The organism is Streptomyces chattanoogensis (assembly GCF_001294335.1).
Classification (GTDB): Bacteria; Actinomycetota; Actinomycetes; order Streptomycetales; family Streptomycetaceae; genus Streptomyces; species Streptomyces chattanoogensis.
The window spans coordinates 343,579-359,221 of record NZ_LGKG01000196.1 but is presented as its reverse complement, the minus strand read 5'-3'; the positions used below and the strand labels follow the sequence as shown (position 1 = coordinate 359,221).

General features: G+C 72.6%; 12 protein-coding genes. 10 read left to right on the top strand and 2 right to left on the bottom strand.

Annotated elements, in window-relative coordinates; translation table 11 throughout:
* Positions 1-392: 392 nt before the first annotated feature.
* Positions 393-1,484, bottom strand: a complete 1,092-nt coding sequence (locus tag ADL29_RS38060) for a mechanosensitive ion channel family protein (RefSeq protein WP_053928021.1) — start codon at positions 1,482-1,484, stop codon at positions 393-395.
* A 298-nt stretch (positions 1,485-1,782) separates the two neighbouring features.
* Here ADL29_RS38060 and ADL29_RS38055 point away from each other — a divergent pair, with 298 nt between their 5' ends.
* On the top strand, positions 1,783-2,319 hold the full coding sequence (locus ADL29_RS38055; protein ID WP_018088296.1) for an HNH endonuclease: 537 nt from the start codon (positions 1,783-1,785) through the stop codon (positions 2,317-2,319).
* A gap of 64 nt (positions 2,320-2,383) precedes the next feature.
* On the opposite strand, the gene ADL29_RS38050 is transcribed toward ADL29_RS38055, so the two are convergent.
* Entirely contained in the window at positions 2,384-5,383 is a 3,000-nt protein-coding gene (locus ADL29_RS38050) for a glycoside hydrolase family 84 protein (protein ID WP_053928085.1), read from the bottom strand.
* A gap of 463 nt (positions 5,384-5,846) precedes the next feature.
* Here ADL29_RS38050 and ADL29_RS38045 point away from each other — a divergent pair, with 463 nt between their 5' ends.
* From ADL29_RS38045 to ADL29_RS38005, 9 genes are all read left to right on the top strand, one after another.
* A complete protein-coding gene (locus tag ADL29_RS38045; RefSeq protein WP_046927992.1) occupies positions 5,847-6,116 on the top strand; it encodes a hypothetical protein in 270 nt (89 codons plus the stop codon).
* A gap of 6 nt (positions 6,117-6,122) precedes the next feature.
* Complete coding sequence (gene malQ / locus ADL29_RS38040) at positions 6,123-8,267, top strand: 4-alpha-glucanotransferase (protein WP_053928020.1); 2,145 nt, start codon at positions 6,123-6,125, stop codon at positions 8,265-8,267.
* 73 nt (positions 8,268-8,340) lie between these two features.
* Positions 8,341-8,589 (top strand): hypothetical protein, encoded by a 249-nt coding sequence (locus tag ADL29_RS38035; RefSeq protein WP_053928019.1) that lies wholly within the window; start codon positions 8,341-8,343, stop codon positions 8,587-8,589.
* Between the two features lie 269 nt (positions 8,590-8,858).
* Entirely contained in the window at positions 8,859-9,836 is a 978-nt protein-coding gene (locus ADL29_RS38030) for an acyl-ACP desaturase (protein ID WP_046927995.1), read from the top strand.
* 112 nt (positions 9,837-9,948) lie between these two features.
* On the top strand, positions 9,949-10,866 hold the full coding sequence (locus tag ADL29_RS38025) for a DMT family transporter (protein ID WP_053928018.1): 918 nt from the start codon (positions 9,949-9,951) through the stop codon (positions 10,864-10,866).
* A gap of 285 nt (positions 10,867-11,151) precedes the next feature.
* Complete coding sequence (locus ADL29_RS38020) at positions 11,152-12,102, top strand: LysR family transcriptional regulator (protein WP_053928017.1); 951 nt, start codon at positions 11,152-11,154, stop codon at positions 12,100-12,102.
* Between the two features lie 124 nt (positions 12,103-12,226).
* Positions 12,227-13,372, top strand: coding sequence for an allantoicase (gene alc, locus ADL29_RS38015; protein WP_053928016.1), 1,146 nt, complete (start codon positions 12,227-12,229; stop codon positions 13,370-13,372).
* Positions 13,373-13,614: 242 nt separating this feature from the next.
* Entirely contained in the window at positions 13,615-14,505 is an 891-nt protein-coding gene (locus ADL29_RS38010) for an SAM-dependent methyltransferase (protein ID WP_053928015.1), read from the top strand.
* Positions 14,506-14,509: 4 nt separating this feature from the next.
* Positions 14,510-15,619, top strand: coding sequence for a terpene synthase family protein (locus ADL29_RS38005; protein WP_053928014.1), 1,110 nt, complete (start codon positions 14,510-14,512; stop codon positions 15,617-15,619).
* Positions 15,620-15,643 lie beyond the last annotated feature (24 nt).

The following is a 15,643-nucleotide window of genomic DNA, read 5'->3' as shown; positions in this document are numbered from 1 at the left end:
GGCCCGCAGCACGCGCGGCGTCCCGGGCGTCCCTTGCGTGCCCTGCACACCGGCCATGACTGCCCCCACATCTGTTAGGAAACCTTCCAAATGATGGACAGGAAGGTAGGGCGCGGGGCGGGACGCCGTCAATGGGGGCGACGTGCCGACGTGCCGAGGGTGGTGCGCCGGGGGCAATGCGGGCGACCCGACGTGATCGCCGTGCCCGCGCATGCTGTCAGTCCTGAAACAGATGCCGTCGGCGGGTCGGCGAGGTGTCGGCGTGCTTCCGCAGGTGCGGCGGGAAGAAGCCGAAAAATGACCGGAACCTCTGAACCGCAAAAAACGGAACCGGCCGCGCCATGGCGGCGCGGCCGGTGAGGCAGGGGCGGGGACAGCGGCCCCGGGGAGCGTTACTTGCCCAGCGGGGGACCGGAGAGCGGTTCCGTGGCCGTCGATTGGGGGGACAGCGGGTTGTTGAGGGCCGACGGGGCCGCCATGGAGGCGGTGGGGTCGGCCGGTGCGGCCTCTTCCGTTTCCTCCTCGGGAACTGGGCGGCGGGCGAGGTGGATGTCGGCCTCGTCCAGGGCGTGCTTGATGCGCCAGCGGAGTTCGCGTTCGACGCCGAGGGCCTTGCCGGGCATGGTCTTGGCCGAGACGCTGATGGTGACGGTGTCGAGGTGGACCTCGCTCAGGCCCAGGACCTGCACCGGCTCCCACAACTGCTCGTTCCAGGGCTCCGACTTGGACATCACCTCGCCGGCGGCGGTGATGATGTCCCGGGCCCGCCGCAGGTCCTGGTCGGCGGCGATCATCACGTCCACACCGGCCGTCGACCAGCCCTGGCTGAGGTTGCCGATCCGCTTCACCTCGCCGTTGCGGATGTACCAGATGGCGCCGTTGGGGCCGCGCAGCTTGGTGACGCGCAGGCCGACCTCGATGACCGTACCGGTGGCCACGCCCGCGTCGATCTCGTCGCCGACGCCGTACTGGTCCTCGAGGATCATGAAGACGCCGGAGAGGAAGTCGGTGACGAGGTTGCGGGCGCCGAAACCGATGGCGACGCCGGCCACACCGGCGCTCGCCAGCAGCGGCGCCAGGTTGATCTGGAGGACGGAGAGCACCGTCAGGGCGGCCGTGCCCATGATCACGAAGGAGGCGACGCTGCGCAGGACCGAGCCGATGGCCTCGGAGCGCTGACGGCGGCGTTCGGCGTTGACGAGCAGGCCGCCCAGCGCGGTGCCCTGGGCGGCGGCCGCGGTGCGGTTCATCCGCTCGATGAGCTTGGTGATGGTGCGCCGTATCACATGCCGAAGCACCACCGCGATCACGATGATCAGCAGGATCTTCAGGCCGGACTCGACCCACGTCCCCCAGTTCTCCTCCACCCAGCCGGCGGCGTTGGTGGCCTTCTGGGTGGCCTCGTCGAGCGAGGTGGAGGCGTGTGCGCCGGGTGTTGCGGCGCCGAGGGGCGCGGTAGCGGCCGTCGAAGCGGACCAGTACACAGCAGAACCTTCCGTGTGGGACAGCTGACCCGGGCCTCGGTGGATGTCGTCGACCGGGCAGACCAACCACACTAACGGGGCAACGGGTGCGGTCCGTCCCCGTGTTCGAGTGAGAAGAGTCCCGGAGACGGCCGGAACGACCGGGAAGGGCCGGATCCGTCGGGAAGTGCGGCGGTGTGGTGGAAAACACCTCCGGCCCGTTACTCGGTGATGGTGGCGCTCCGACCAGGCACCGGGGGACACTGGGGGAGATCGTCCCGGCGCGAGCCACGCGCCGCCGGCGTACAAGGAGGCACCCGTGCCGCATGTCCTGGTCCTCAACGCGTCGTACGAGCCGCTCGGCGTCGTACCGCTCCGCCGCGCGCTCATCCTCGTACTCAATGAGAAGGCTGTGAGTCTCGAGGAGTCCGGCGCCCTGATGCACAGCGCAACCCGCGTGATACCCGCTCCGAGTGTGGTCCGCTTGAAGCGGTTTGTGCGGGTGCCCTTTCGAGGCCCCGTGCCCCTGACCCGCCGGGCCCTCTTCGCCCGCGACGGCGGGCGCTGTATGTACTGCGGTGGCGTCGCAACCAGCGTCGACCACGTCATCCCGCGCAGCCGGGGAGGCCAGCACACCTGGGAGAACGTGGTCGCCGCGTGCCGCCGCTGCAATCACGTCAAGGCCGATCGCCATGTCGCCGAGATCGGCTGGCGGCTGCGCCATCAGCCCGCCCCGCCGTCAGGACTGGCGTGGCGGATCATCGGGACAGGGCATAGGGACCCGCGCTGGCTGCCGTACTTGCAGCCGTACGGCGCGGATGATGCCTTGGCCCGGATCGATGCCGTATCGGCGTAGATCCGGGTCTTTCCGTACGTACGGGCCGGGCCCGGCGGTCGTCCACCGCCGGGCCCGGCCCGTATCAGCGACGGCCGTGATCGTGACCGTCCCCGCGGCCTGAGTCCGGCTCGCCGGAGGCCACCGCATACGCCTCCACCGACCACAGCGAATATCCGAACCGCGTCGCCCGCTTCTCACCCTGGATACGGACATAGCGGGTGTCCCCGGCGTCCATGCGGACGGACTCGCGGCCGCCCTTGCCATCGTTGACGACGGCCGCGGTGCGCCAGGTGCGGCCGTCGGGGGAGACCTGGATGCGGTAGCGGGTGGCGTAGGCGTCCTGCCAGTTCAGGACGAGCCGGCCCAGGCGGGTGGGGCGGGGGAGCGGGAACTGCAGCCAGGCGTGGTCGTCGGGGCGGGACGACCAGCGGGTCCTGGGGTCGCCGTCGGTGGCCGCCGAGGCGGGGAAGTCGGCGGTCTCGTCGCCGGAGGAGGTGGCCGCGGCGCCGCGTGCAAGATCGCGGCCGCCGGTGCGCGGGTAGGCCCGTACGGTCAGGACCTGTTCCTGTCCGGCATAGGTGACGGGGATCTCATAGGTGCCTGAGCGCGCGTCCTCGGGGACGTCGACCGTGATCCGGACCGTCGCCGTGCCGCCGCGCGGGGCGGTGACCCGGTGCGGCGCATGAACGGTGAAGCCCCTGGGCGCCTTGACCCGGAGCTCCTCGCTGACATCGGCGGGGCGGCGGGAGAAGACCAGGGCATCCACCGTCGCGGTGCCGCCGGTCTGAGCGTCCGACTCCTTGCGGGCCAGCTCCAGCCCGGCCGCCGGGGTGTCGCCGAACCAGGGCGTGACGGCGTGGACGGAGGGCGCGGCGGCGGCCCCCCGCCAGGACAGCCGTACGGCGTCGGCGCGCAGGCCGGGCGTGCGGGACTCGGTCCAGCCGGTGGGGGAGAGCCGGCCCAGGCGGCGCCAGCCCTCGCCCGGGACATGCGCCTCCAGGGAGACGGCACCCGCCGAGGGACCCGGATCGGTGAGCGCGGTGACCGCGGTGAGCGGGCGGGCCCGCTCGAACGGAACGGTCAGCGAGGTGGGATCGGCGCCCTCCGTGGGCTTCGGGCCGCCGGCCCGTACCCCGGTCCAGGCATCGGCCTCGGTCATCGCCCGCTCCAGGAACGGCAGGAGCACCCCCTTGCCGACCGTCGCCGGGCTCCGCTCCGCCTCCTTGCGCAGCCGCTGCACCGTGCGCTGGGCGGTCCAGGCGGCATCCCCGTCGCCCCGTGCCTGCGCCATCAGGGTGTCGACGGCCGCCTCGCCCGCCCGCCCGTAACGGCCCAACTGCTCGGCCCAGGGCCGCACTTCGGCCGCCAGGTCCGCGCTCAGGCCCTCGGGCGCGGTGCTCATCGTGCGGAACGCGCTCCGCAGGGCCTCGGCAGCCTCGGCCAACGACGCATCCTTGCCCGGCCGGCCATGATTCAGGGCAAACTCCCGGGCCTTCCAGAAACGGTCCATGAGCGGCCGCAGATACGCCGACTCCTGGGACCCGAGGACGGAGGAGGCGTCGTTCCCGGCCAGGGCGCGGAGCGCGGCGCGGGCCCGCCGGTCGCCGCCCGCCAGGTCGTCGATGGCCGCCTCCCAGGACTCCGCCGGGCGGTAGGCGCGCGGGTTCCAGGCGTAGTCGGCGGCCGTGAAGAGCGGGATACGGGAGGCCACCGGCTGCTCCATGGCATTGGTGAGCAGCGCGGCGGAGCCGGTGGCGACGGCCGGCTCGCGGCCGGTGTAGGGGCCGAGGAAGATCCGGTCCTGGGCGTAGTCGTTGACCGGGTAGTTGTCCATGGTGACGAGGGGGTGGCCGAACGCCTCCCGGGCGGTGGACAGTTCGCCGCCGGTGATGGTGCGCGGCACCACGCCGATGCCGGTCCAGGCCACCTCCACCCGGTCGCCGAGCGCCCCGGCCAGCGCCTCGCGGTAGGCGGTGGAGCCGTTCTGGTAGTACTCGGTCGGCATCACCGACAGCGGCGCGGAGCCCGGATACCGCTCGGCGAGATGGCCGGCGAGCGCCCGCGCGACCCTGGCCTGCGCCTTGGCGGCCGCCTCCGGCCCCTTGCCGAAGGCCTCCTCGTCGGCGTCGCAGTGCCATTCGCTGTAGCTGACGTCCTGGAACTGCAGCTGGAAGGAGCGCACCCCCAGCGCCCACATCGCGTCCACCTTGCGCCGCAGCGCCCGCAGGTCGTCCTCCGACGACATGCACATCGCCTGGCCGGGTGCGACCGCCCAGCCCAGGGTGACGTGGTTGGCGCGGGCCCGCTCGGCCAGCGCCCGGAAGTCGGCGCGCTGCGCCGCCGGATAGGGGTCGCGCCACCGTGTCTGGCGGAAGGGGTCGTCGCCCGGCGCGTAGAGGTAGCGGTTCTGCTTCGTACGGCCCATGAAATCGAGCTGCGCCAGCCGCTGCGCCCGGCTCCAGGGCTGTCCGAAGAATCCCTCGGTGGTGCCCCGCACCGCCGTGCCCGGCCAGTCCCGTACGACGACCGAGGCCAGCTGCCGGCGGCCCTCCGGACCGTCGGTGACCAGCTGCCGCAGCGTCTGCGCGGCGTGGAAGAGGCCGTCCGGGCCGACGCCGTCCAGCGCCACCGTGTCGCGGCCGGCGGCCTGGCCGACGGCGAGGCGGTAGCCGCCGGCGGGCAGATCGCCGCGGCCGGGCGCCTTCAGCGCCCGCAGCGCGTCCGCGGCCGGTGCGCCGAGGTAGATCACGGGCCCGGCCGGGGGCAGCCGGTCGCCGGGCGCCACCTGGTGGACCTTGCGTACACCGGCGTCGCGCAGCAGGCCGCGCACCACGTCCAGGGTGTAGGGGTCGGTGTCCGGCGCCGCCACCAGCGCCGCCTCGCCGCCGAGCGGAACGGCGGCGGCGAGCTCCCGCATCGACTGGGGGCGCGGCCAGACGGCGGGCGGGGTGCCGGCGTCCGCCGGGCGGTCCGGCCGGTCGGGGGTGCCGACCGACGGGTCCGCGGGCGCCGCCTGGGCGCCGGGCGCGCCGCCGAGCAGCCCGGAGATGACCGCGGCGGCCAGCGCGGCGGTTCCCGCCACGCGCGCCTTGGGGCCCGCGCCGCCGCCCCTGCTGCCCTTGCCGAAACTTCCGCCGCTCCATACGCCCCGGACCCGCACGGCTCGCTCCTCGTCCCCTCATCCGCACGCCGGTTCGCACCGGCCCCCCTGTATGCCGCCGATGCCCGTTCGGACAGACCTTCGGCGGTCAGCTCACCATTGTGTCGGTAAGGGGGTCAACCGCGCGTCGGGGGTGCCTCCTGCCCTCGGGGGCCCGGAGGAGGACGGCCGGGGAGGGGGCGGTGGCCCGCCGGGCCCCGGTGCCCGCAGAACTTCCGTCGCGATACCCCGTTTGCCCGGACTCCCTGCGTCAGTCGAACGGCCCAACCGTGAAATCGCCTGCGTGTGCGGTGTGAGCTGAGTCACGTCTAATGGGTAAAAGCGTCTGCGATCGTGTCGAGTGGGTAGGGCAGACCTGTCCCATTACCGATGAACGGAGGGCCTCATGGCCGCATCCGCTCAGCTGCTCCTTGATGCGCTGTCCGCCAAACCGGGCGACGCGCCGACCGAGCCGGACCTCTTCGACGGGGTCTCCGGTCCCGACTCGGGGCTCGACGGCTCCGGATCCTTCAGCTTCGCCGAGCCGCCGCTCACCAGCGAGCCGCCGCTCGCCGACGCCGCGCCGCTGACCAGCGAGGTCCCGATCTCCGCCGAGCTGCCGCTGACCAGCGAACCGACGGCCACGGGGCTGGGCACGGAGTCCATGGAGGTCTGAGGACCCATGGGCCGTGCGCGGCTGGCCCGGCTGCACGGCATCGCCACGTGCTACGAACCCTCGCCGGGCAGGACCCTCCACATCGGCGACGACACCGTTGTCGCCGTGCTCGCCGCCTTAGGTGTCGACGCCTCGACGCCCGATGCCGTACGCGCCGCCCTGACCGCGTACGAGGACGGAGCCGGCCGCCGCCTGCTCCCCGGCACCGTCGTGGCCCGCCCCGGCCGCCCGCCCGACCTCGGCGATCTGCCCGAGGGCACCGTTGTGCGGGTCGAGACCGAGCGCGGCGGGGACGCGGACGCCCGGCCGCCGGACCCCATGCCGGCCGCACCCCCGGACCGGCCCCCCTCTCTTGGCCCGGCACTCCCTCCGGACCTCCCCCTGGGGGTCCACACCCTCCACGCGCAGGCCCCCGACGGCCGCACCGCCCGCGCCCGGCTGATCGTCGCCCCCGACCGGGTGCCCGCCCCGCCCGGCCGCGCACACGGCTTCCTGGTCCAGCTCTACTCCCTCCTGTCCCGCCGCTCCTGGGGCATGGGCGACCTGGGGGACCTCGCGGACCTCGCCGCCTGGTCGGGCCGCGCCCTCGGCACCGGCTTCGTCCAGCTCAACCCGCTGCACGCCGCCGTCCCCGGCCCGCCCGCCGACCCGTCCCCCTACCGCCCCTCCTCGCGCCGCTTCCCCGACCCGGTCCATCTGCGGATCGAGCACATCCCGGAGTACGCCCACCTGACCGGCTCCGAGCGCCGGCGGGCCGACGCCCTCGCCGCCCGCGCCCGCACCCTGCGTACGGACGTCCTCGAACGCGGCGCACTGATCGACCGGGACGCCGTCTGGGAGCTCAAACGCGAGGCCCTGGAAATGCTCTGCGCGGTCCCGCTCTCGCCGGGACGGCGCGCCGCCTACTGCGATTTCCTCGCCGAGCAGGGCACGCCCCTGGAGGACCACGCCACCTGGTGCGCCCTCGCCGAGCGGCACGGACCCGACTGGCGCGCCTGGCCCGCCGGGCTGCGCGGCCCCCGCTCGCCCGGCACCGCCCGGCTGCGCGCCGAACTCCTCGACCGCATCGACTTCCACTGCCGCCTGGCCTGGTTCACCGACCAGCAGCTGGCGGCCGCGCAGCGCGCCGCGCGGGACGCCGGGATGGACATCGGACTGGTCCACGACCTCGCGGTCGGCGTCCACCCCACCGGAGCCGACACCTGGGCCCAGCAGGACGCCTTCGCCGCCGGCATGTCCATCGGCGCGCCCCCCGACGCCTTCAACGCCCGCGGCCAGGACTGGGGCCTGCCGCCCTGGCGCCCCGACGCCCTGGCCGCCTCCGGCTACGCCCCGTACCGCGATCTGCTGCGCGGCCTGCTGCGGCACGCCGGCGGACTGCGCATCGACCACGTCATGGGCCTCTTCCGGCTCTGGTGGGTGCCGGAGGGCCGGCCGCCGACGGAGGGGGCCTACGTCCGCTATGACGGCGAGGCGATGCTCTCCCTCCTGGCCCTGGAGGCGCACCGGGCGGGCGCCGCGATGATCGGCGAGGACCTGGGGACGGTCGAGCCGGGCGTCCGGGAGGCGCTCGCCGAGCGCGGGGTCCTGGGCACCTCGGTGCTGTGGTTCGAGCGGGACTACGCGGCGGCGGACGCCGCCAGTGAGGCCGGCGATGCCGAAGCGCCCGCCGAGGCGCGCATCCTCGCCCCCGAGGAATGGCGCACCGGCTGTCTGGCCACCGCCACCACCCACGACCTGCCGACCACCGCCGCCCGGCTCACCGGCGAGGACATCGCACTGCGCGAGCGGCTCGGCCTGCTCACCGGCCCGCCGGAACGCGAACGCTCCCGCGCGACCTGCGAACTCGCCGCATGGCTGGGCGAGCTGACCCGGCACGGCCTGCTGCCGGAGGGCCCGGCCGACGAGGAGGCCGCGGTCCGGGCCGTACACCGCTTCCTGCTGCGCACCCCCGCGCGGCTGGTCGGGATCTGGCTCCCGGACGCGGTGGGCGACCGCCGCCCCCAGAACCTCCCCGGGACCTGGGACGAATACCCGAACTGGCGCCTGCCGATCGCGGACCCGGACGGCCGCCCGCAGACCCTTGAACAGCTGGCCGCATCGCCCCGACTGCACACCCTGATGCGGGAATTCGGCAACGGCGGGCGCTGAGACCTCCGCCGCTGCGCACCCCGCACGCCACCCCGGGCGCGCGGGGCGTCGGGGCGTCGGATACGTTGACTCCGTGAGCCACAAGGTCAAGAAGAATGCCCTGCGCGCCGGGACCATCACGGCCGGCACCGCGCTGATGCTGATGATGTCGTCCCCCGTGTTTGCGGCTGCGGCCATCCCCGACGACGGTGACGACCCGGGTCCGGGCCTGAACGTGGTCGAGACGCTCGGCCTCTATGTCGTCGCACCCATCGTGCTCTTCCTGGTCATCGCCGGGCTGGTCATCGCGGGCGACAAGTCCCGCAAGCAGGCCAAGGGCTGACATCACAGGGCGGGGCGCAAGCCTCCGTGACGCCTCGAGGGCGCCCACCGGTTCATACGAACCGGTGGGCGCCCTTTTGTATGCCCCGCGCTATTGGGGGGCGTTTCCGCAGGTGAAAAAGGGGTTGCGGAGTGCCTATCGAGTGGATTTCCACCGGTTTGGGGAGGGGGGCGTCTTTAACCGGGCCCAACCTACGATGACGTAACCTACGGCCCCGTAGGTCCCCCGCCTGCGACACCGTAGGTTTCGTCGTCCCCCGGAGTTCCCCCGTGACCATCGCCCCCGCCCGCCACAACGGAGAGCGCGGCCAGGCCGCCTGGACCGACGCACAGCTCCTCTACGCACTCGAAGAGGTCGTCGAGAAGGAGCTCAACCGGCATCTGAAGGTCGCCAAGGAATGGATGCCGCACGAGTACGTCCCCTGGAGCGACGGGCGGAACTTCGACGGCCCGCTGGGCGGTGAGCCCTGGTCGATCGAGCAGTCCAAGGTCACCGACATCGGCCGGATCGCACTGGTGGTCAACCTGCTGACCGAGGACAACCTCCCCAGCTACCACCACGAGATCGCCACCCTCTTCGGCCGGGACGGCGCCTGGGGCACCTGGGTGCACCGCTGGACCGCGGAGGAGGGCCGACACGGCATCGTGATGCGCGACTACCTGCTCACCAGCCGCGCGGTGGACCCGGTCGAGCTGGAGCGGTTCCGGATGTCCCATATGTCGGAGGGCTTCGAGTCCGACAACTCGCACAGCATGCTGCACTCCGTGGCGTATGTCGCCTTCCAGGAGCTGGCCACCCGGATCTCGCACCGCAACACCGGCCACCACTCCGGCGACCCCGTCTGCGACCGGATGCTGGCCCGGATCGCCACCGACGAGAACCTCCACATGGTCTTCTACCGCAATCTGCTCGGCGCGGCCTTCGAGATGGCGCCCGACCAGACCATGTGCGCCGTACGCGACGTCGTCACCGGCTTCCGGATGCCCGGCCACGGCATGCCTGGCTTCGAGCGGGCCGCCGCCCGGATGGCCATCGGCGGGATCTACAACCTGCGCATCCACCACGACGACGTACTGCAGCCCGTCCTGCGCTTCCTCAAGGTGCTGGAGATCGGCGGCCTGGGACCCGCCGGGCTGCGCGCCCAGGAGGAGCTGGGGCTTTTCATGGACGGCCTGGACGGCCAGGCGCGGAAGTTCGACGAGCGCCAGGCGGCCATCCGGGCCCGCCGTGAGGCCGCCCGCGGCTGAGGCCGCCCCAACCATTCAATTTCCCTAAAAGAAACAAACAAAACTATTCGATGGACCTGATGGTTCCCGGGCTGTCACGGTGGAGTCCCACCGCCCCCGAGGAGAGGAAACCGTGGCAGTCCTGGAACGGGTCCGCGCCCCCCGCACACCGTCCGCGCAGAGCTCCGGCCTGGCGCTCGCCCTGACGGCGACCGTCGTCTGGTCCGGCAACTTCGTCATCGCCCGCGCCCTGCACGACACCGTCCCGCCCGTCCAGACCGCCTTCTGGCGGTGGATCATCGCGCTGCTCGCGGTGGCGCCGCTCGCCGCTGCGCCGGTCCGCCGCCAGTGGCCGGTCATCCGCCGGCACCTCGGCTTCCTGGCGCTGGCCGCCCTGCTGGGCGTCACCCTCTTCAACACCCTCATCTACCAGGCGGGGCGCAGCACTTCCGCCACCAACATGGCCATGATCGCGGCGGCCTCGCCGGTGCTGATCGCCCTGTTCGCCCGCGGCGGGGAGCGGCTCGGCGGGCGGCGGACCGCCGGAATGGCGCTCGCGCTGGCGGGTGTGGTGACGCTGGTCGGCAAGGGCTCACCGGCGGCCGTCCTCCATCTCGACTTCGCCACCGGCGATCTGTGGATGCTCGCCGCGACGGCCGCCTTCGCCGGCTACAGCGCCCTGCTGCGCCGCCGTCCCCGGGAGATCGGCGGGGTTCCGTTCCTCTTCATGACCTTCGCGCTGGGCGCGGCGATGCTGCTCCCGGCGTACGCAGTGAGCCTTGCCGTCGAAGGCGGCTTCGCCCCCACCACCGGGACCGTCGCCCCGCTTCTCTACATCGGCGTCTTCTCGTCCGCCGTCGCCTACTTCACCTGGAACAAGGCCATCGCCCTGGTCGGCGCCGCACGGGCCGGGATCGTCTACTACCTCCAGCCGGTCTGTGTGGCGCTGCTGTCGTCCGCGGTCCTGGACGAGCCCGTGGGCGTCATGCAGACGGTCTGCATGGCCCTGATCGTCGCGGGCGTCGCACTCGGCGCCGGAAACAAACGCTGACGCCACCTGCCCGCAGCGAACGAACCACACCAGCCCCCACCGGCCTCTTCCCCCACCCACGGGAGGGGCCGCTCCGCAGGACGAAGTCCGGAGGAGGGGCACCGCTCCCGTACAACCCACGCCCGCCGCAGGCGCAACGGCGAGAGGCACCCACGGCGGGGAGGCCGACAACGTACGGCCCTGGCAAAGCGCAGCGGATCGGCCCGCCGCAGGCGCAACGGCGAGAAGCCACCACGGCGGGAAAGCCGAAAACGTGGGGAGAAACCGCAGCGTACGCTGCCGCGTATGGCCGACTGGGACATCAAAAAGCTGCGTATCCTGCGCACCCTCCAAGAGCTGGGTACGGTCACCGCGACCGCCGAGGCGTTGCACATGACGCCCTCGGCGGTCTCGCAGCAGCTGACGGGCCTGGCCAGGCAGCTCGGCGTCACGCTCCTGGAGGCGCATGGACGCCGGGTGCGGCTGACCGACGCCGCGCAGCTGGTGCTGCGGCACGCCGAGGCGGTGTTCGCCCAGCTCGAGCGGGCGGACGCGGAACTCCTGGACTACCTCCAGGGCGAGGCCGGACAGGTCCGGGTCGGCGCGTTCTCCACGGCCATTCCCGCCCTGGTGGTGCCCGCCGTCCAGGAGCTGCGGCGTACGCATCCGGGCCTGTCGGTCGCCGTACGGGAGGCGGAGGCGGAGGCCGCGTACGAGCTGCTGGCGGAGGGCAGCGTCGATCTCGCGCTGTCGCTGGCCGCGCATGCCCCGACGCCCCGTGACCCGAAGTTCAGCCGGGTCTCGCTGCTGGCCGACCCGCTGGACGTGGCGCTGCCGGCCGGGCATCCGCTGGCCGCCGAACCGGGGCTGCGGCTGGCGGATCTGGCCAACGAGCCCTGGATCTTCGGCAGCAGCGGGCCCTGGTCGCAGATCACCACCACGGCCTGCGAGAACGCGGGGTTCGTGCCGGAGCAGGCGCATGCGGCGGCGGACTGGAGCGCGATTCTGGCGATGGTCGCGGCGGGGATGGGGGTGGCGCTGGTGCCGCGGATGGCGATGGCGGGGGGCGGCGCGGTGTCGCGCGGGGAGCGGGGCGCCGGGGTGGCTCTCCGGGTGCTGCACGCCGACCAGCCGCGCCGCCATGTGGTGGCGGCCGCCCGGCGCGGCTCCGAGGGGGCGCCGGGCCTGGCCCGCGTACTGGCCGCGCTGCGGCATGCGGCGGCCGCCCAGGCACCGGGCGAAGCTCACATCGGCTGACGGTTTAACCCCCGTGACCGTTCAATCCTGCTGAACATAACCGTCAAGAACTTTCGATGGACCTGTGGGGTGGGGCCTGCGACCGTGGACGGGTCCGCACCAGCCTCCGCACCGAAGGGCAACGATGACCGCCACCCCGGCCGCCGACTCCACCGATCCGCACGCCAACGACGCCAACCCGTACGGCGGCGGTGACCCCTACGCCGACTACCGCGGCGGGGACTTCCCCTTCACCTCGCTCGTCGATCTCGCCGACCGCCGCTTCGGCGCCGGTGTGATCGCCGCGAACGACGAGTTCTTCGCCGAGCGCGAGAACCTGCTGAAGCCGGGCCCGGCGGTCTTCGACCCCGAGCACTTCGGCCACAAGGGCAAGATCATGGACGGCTGGGAGACCCGACGCCGCCGCGGCGCCGACGGCGACCACCCCTTCCCGACCGACGACGAGCACGACTGGGCGCTGATCCGCCTCGCCGCCCCCGGCGTGATCCGCGGCGTCATCGTCGACACCGCCCACTTCCGCGGCAACTACCCGCAGCAGATCACCCTCGAGGCCACCGCGCTCCCGGGCAGCCCCAGCCCCGAGGACCTGCTCGCCGACGACGTGAAGTGGGAGGAGCTGGTCCCGCGCACGCCCGTCCGCGGCCACGCCGCCAACGGCTTCGAGGTCACCGTCGAGCGCCGCTTCACCCACCTGCGCCTCAAGCAGCACCCCGACGGCGGCATAGCCCGCCTGAGGGTCTACGGCGAGGTCGTGCCGGACCCGGAGTGGCTGGACGTCCTGGGCACCCTCGACCTGGCCTCCGTCATGCACGGTGGCACCGTCGAGGACGCCTCCGACCGCTTCTACTCCTCGCCCACCCAGATCATCCAGCCCGACCTCTCCCGCAAGATGGACGACGGCTGGGAGAACCGCCGCCGCCGGGTCCGGGGCACCAACGACTGGGTGCGCTTCCGGCTCGCCGCGCAGGGCGAGATCCGTGCGGTCGAGATCGACACCGCGTACCTCAAGGGCAACTCCGCCGGCTGGGCGGCCCTTCACGGCTGCGACGGAACGCCGGACGACGAGGCGTCGTGGTTCGAGATCCTGCCGCGGACGAAGCTGCAGCCCGACACCCCGCACCGCTTCGCCCTGCCGCGCCGGGTCACCGCCACCCACGTACGCCTCGACGTCTTCCCCGACGGCGGCCTCGCGCGGCTGCGCCTGCACGGCGACCTCACCGAGGCCGGCCGCGCCGGACTCGTCAGCCGCTTCGACGAGCTCAGCGGCTGAGCTCCTTTCCCTCGCCGGGCCCCGAGGAGGGGGCGGGGCCCGGCGGCCCGGCCACGCCCGGCGGACGGCAACGCATCGAGCACCCGTCCGCCGGGCGTCACCATGTGACGCCGCTTCAGGCTCCTTACCGCACCGGGCGCGAAGTCGGCGTGCATTTAACAGGGCGGACGTGGCGGGACCGATCACTTTCGGGCAAGGTTGATCCGCTTGTTCACCCCCACGCCGTACCGACCGGAGAATCGATGAACCGCAGTCTCCTCGCCTTTGACGAGACACGAGTGCCCCTGTACTACTCGCGCAAGACCGCAGGCATCCTCCACAAATACGGACCCGGCCCGCGCGTCCACTTCCACATGGGTCTCTTCGAGCCGGGACATGCCCCCAACACCACCGTCTCCCAGCGGGTGTTGCAGCGCCGCATCGTGGCCTCCCAGGAAGCGATAGTCGACCACGCGGCCCGCACCTGGGGCGCATACGCCACCCCGCCCGGTTCGCTGCTCGACATAGGCTGCGGTGTGGGCGGCGGCTCGATCTACTGGGCGCAGGAGCACGGCACGGACGTCACCGGACTCACCGTCGCGGGCGACCACCTCCCGGTCATCAGGGACTTCGCCGCCGCCGCCGGCGTGGCGCAGCGCGTCACCCCGGTGCTCGCGGACATCCACAGCTATGCCGCCGACCGCAAGTACGACGCCGCGTACGCCAACGAGAGCTCCGGCTACATGGACCGTGAGCGGCTCTTCGAGGTGGTGGCCCGCTCCCTGAAGCCAGGTGGCTGGTTCGGGATCCAGGAGCACTTCATCTGCCGGCCGGAGTGGACCGAGTTCATCGACGGCTATTACAAGACCAGGCTCGGGACGCTCACCGAATACATCCGCGCGGCCCGGAAGGCAGGGTTCGAGCTGGAGCAGGACGAGGACGTGACCGACCGGGTCGCGGAGTTCTGGGTGCAGTCCATGGCGTGGAACACGGCGGAGCTGGAGCGGGTCGAGCGCGGCGAGGAGGCGGGCGCGTGGTCGCGGGAGCGGCTCACCGAGTCCGCCGTCACCCACGGCAAGCTCTTCAGGATCTGGCGGGATCACGCGCTGGAGACACGGCTGCTGATGTTCCGCCTCATGGGCGGGGACTGCTGAACCGATGCCTCCCGTCTACGCGGCCGACAGTGCGCCCTCCCGGATCGGCTGGGAACTCCCGCCCTTCTACTGTCCGTTCAACGCCTCGCTGATCCACCCCGAGGCCGAGGAGCTCGAGGCCCGGGCCGTCGAGTGGATCGACCGCTTCGGGATCTACCCCGACGCCACCGAGCGGGCCTGGGGCCTTGCCACGCACAGCGCCGACTTCACCTCGCGGATCATTCCGTACGGTGAGCCCGAGCCGATCCTGCTGTTCATGCAGTGGAACTACTGGGCCAATGCCATCGACGACTGGCAGGACTCCGGCTCCACGTCGGTCAGTACGGCGGCGATCGCCGACCACAGCGTCCGGCTGATCCGGTCCATCGAGGCGCCGGGCTCCGCGTTGCTGCCGTCCTCGCCGCTCACCACCGCGCTGGACGACCTGGTCGTCCGCACGCGGGCCATGCTCAGCCCCTTCGAGCTGCGCAGGTTCGCCGAGGGGACGCGGGACTGGCTGCTCGGGGCGGGGTGGCAGACCGCGAACGCCGAGCGCGGGGTGATGCCGTCCCTGAACGAATTCTGCGCGATGCGGATGTCGGTGAACGGGACGCGGTTCACGCTCACCTGGTGCGATGCGGCCAACGGGATCGCGGTGCCGGCCGACGAGCTGTACTCGGCGCCGGTGCAGGCGCTGACGGATGCGGCGGCGCTCCTCGTGTCGTGCGACAACGACCTGTTCTCCTACAACAAGGAGGACCACCAGTCGCCCTGGGAGCAGAACCTGCTGAACGTGGTGGCGGCCGAAGCGGGCTGTTCACCGCGGGAGGCGATGGGGCCCGCGGTGGCCTTGCGGGACCGGGTGATGACGCTGTTCATCCAGGGGCGGGAGCAGGTTGCGCGGGGGGCCTCCGCGGAGTTGCTGCGCTATCTGGACTCGCTGGCCCACTACGTGAGCGGGTGTATCGAGTGGCAGAACCTGGCGCCCCGGTTCGCGAGTCCGCGGAACCGCAATGCGCTGCCGGCCGAGGGGGCGTCGTATGACGTGACGTGGAGCCCGGTTCCCCGGGATCCGGCCGTGGCCGCGCCCGGCATTCCGGCCATCGACTGGTGGTGGGCCGAGCTCATCGGTTAGACCCTGCCGGGCGGGCCGGGGACC

Excerpts from the sequence above, each read along its gene's own strand:
- ADL29_RS38045 (WP_046927992.1), top strand. The coding sequence starts at position 5,847 with ATGGCCGCATCCGCTCAGCTGCTCCTTGATGCGCTGTCCGCCAAACCG.
- malQ (WP_053928020.1), top strand. The coding sequence starts at position 6,123 with ATGGGCCGTGCGCGGCTGGCCCGGCTGCACGGCATCGCCACGTGCTAC.
- ADL29_RS38020 (WP_053928017.1), top strand. The coding sequence starts at position 11,152 with ATGGCCGACTGGGACATCAAAAAGCTGCGTATCCTGCGCACCCTCCAA.
- alc (WP_053928016.1), top strand. The coding sequence starts at position 12,227 with ATGACCGCCACCCCGGCCGCCGACTCCACCGATCCGCACGCCAACGAC.
- ADL29_RS38010 (WP_053928015.1), top strand. The coding sequence starts at position 13,615 with ATGAACCGCAGTCTCCTCGCCTTTGACGAGACACGAGTGCCCCTGTAC.
- ADL29_RS38005 (WP_053928014.1), top strand. The coding sequence starts at position 14,510 with ATGCCTCCCGTCTACGCGGCCGACAGTGCGCCCTCCCGGATCGGCTGG.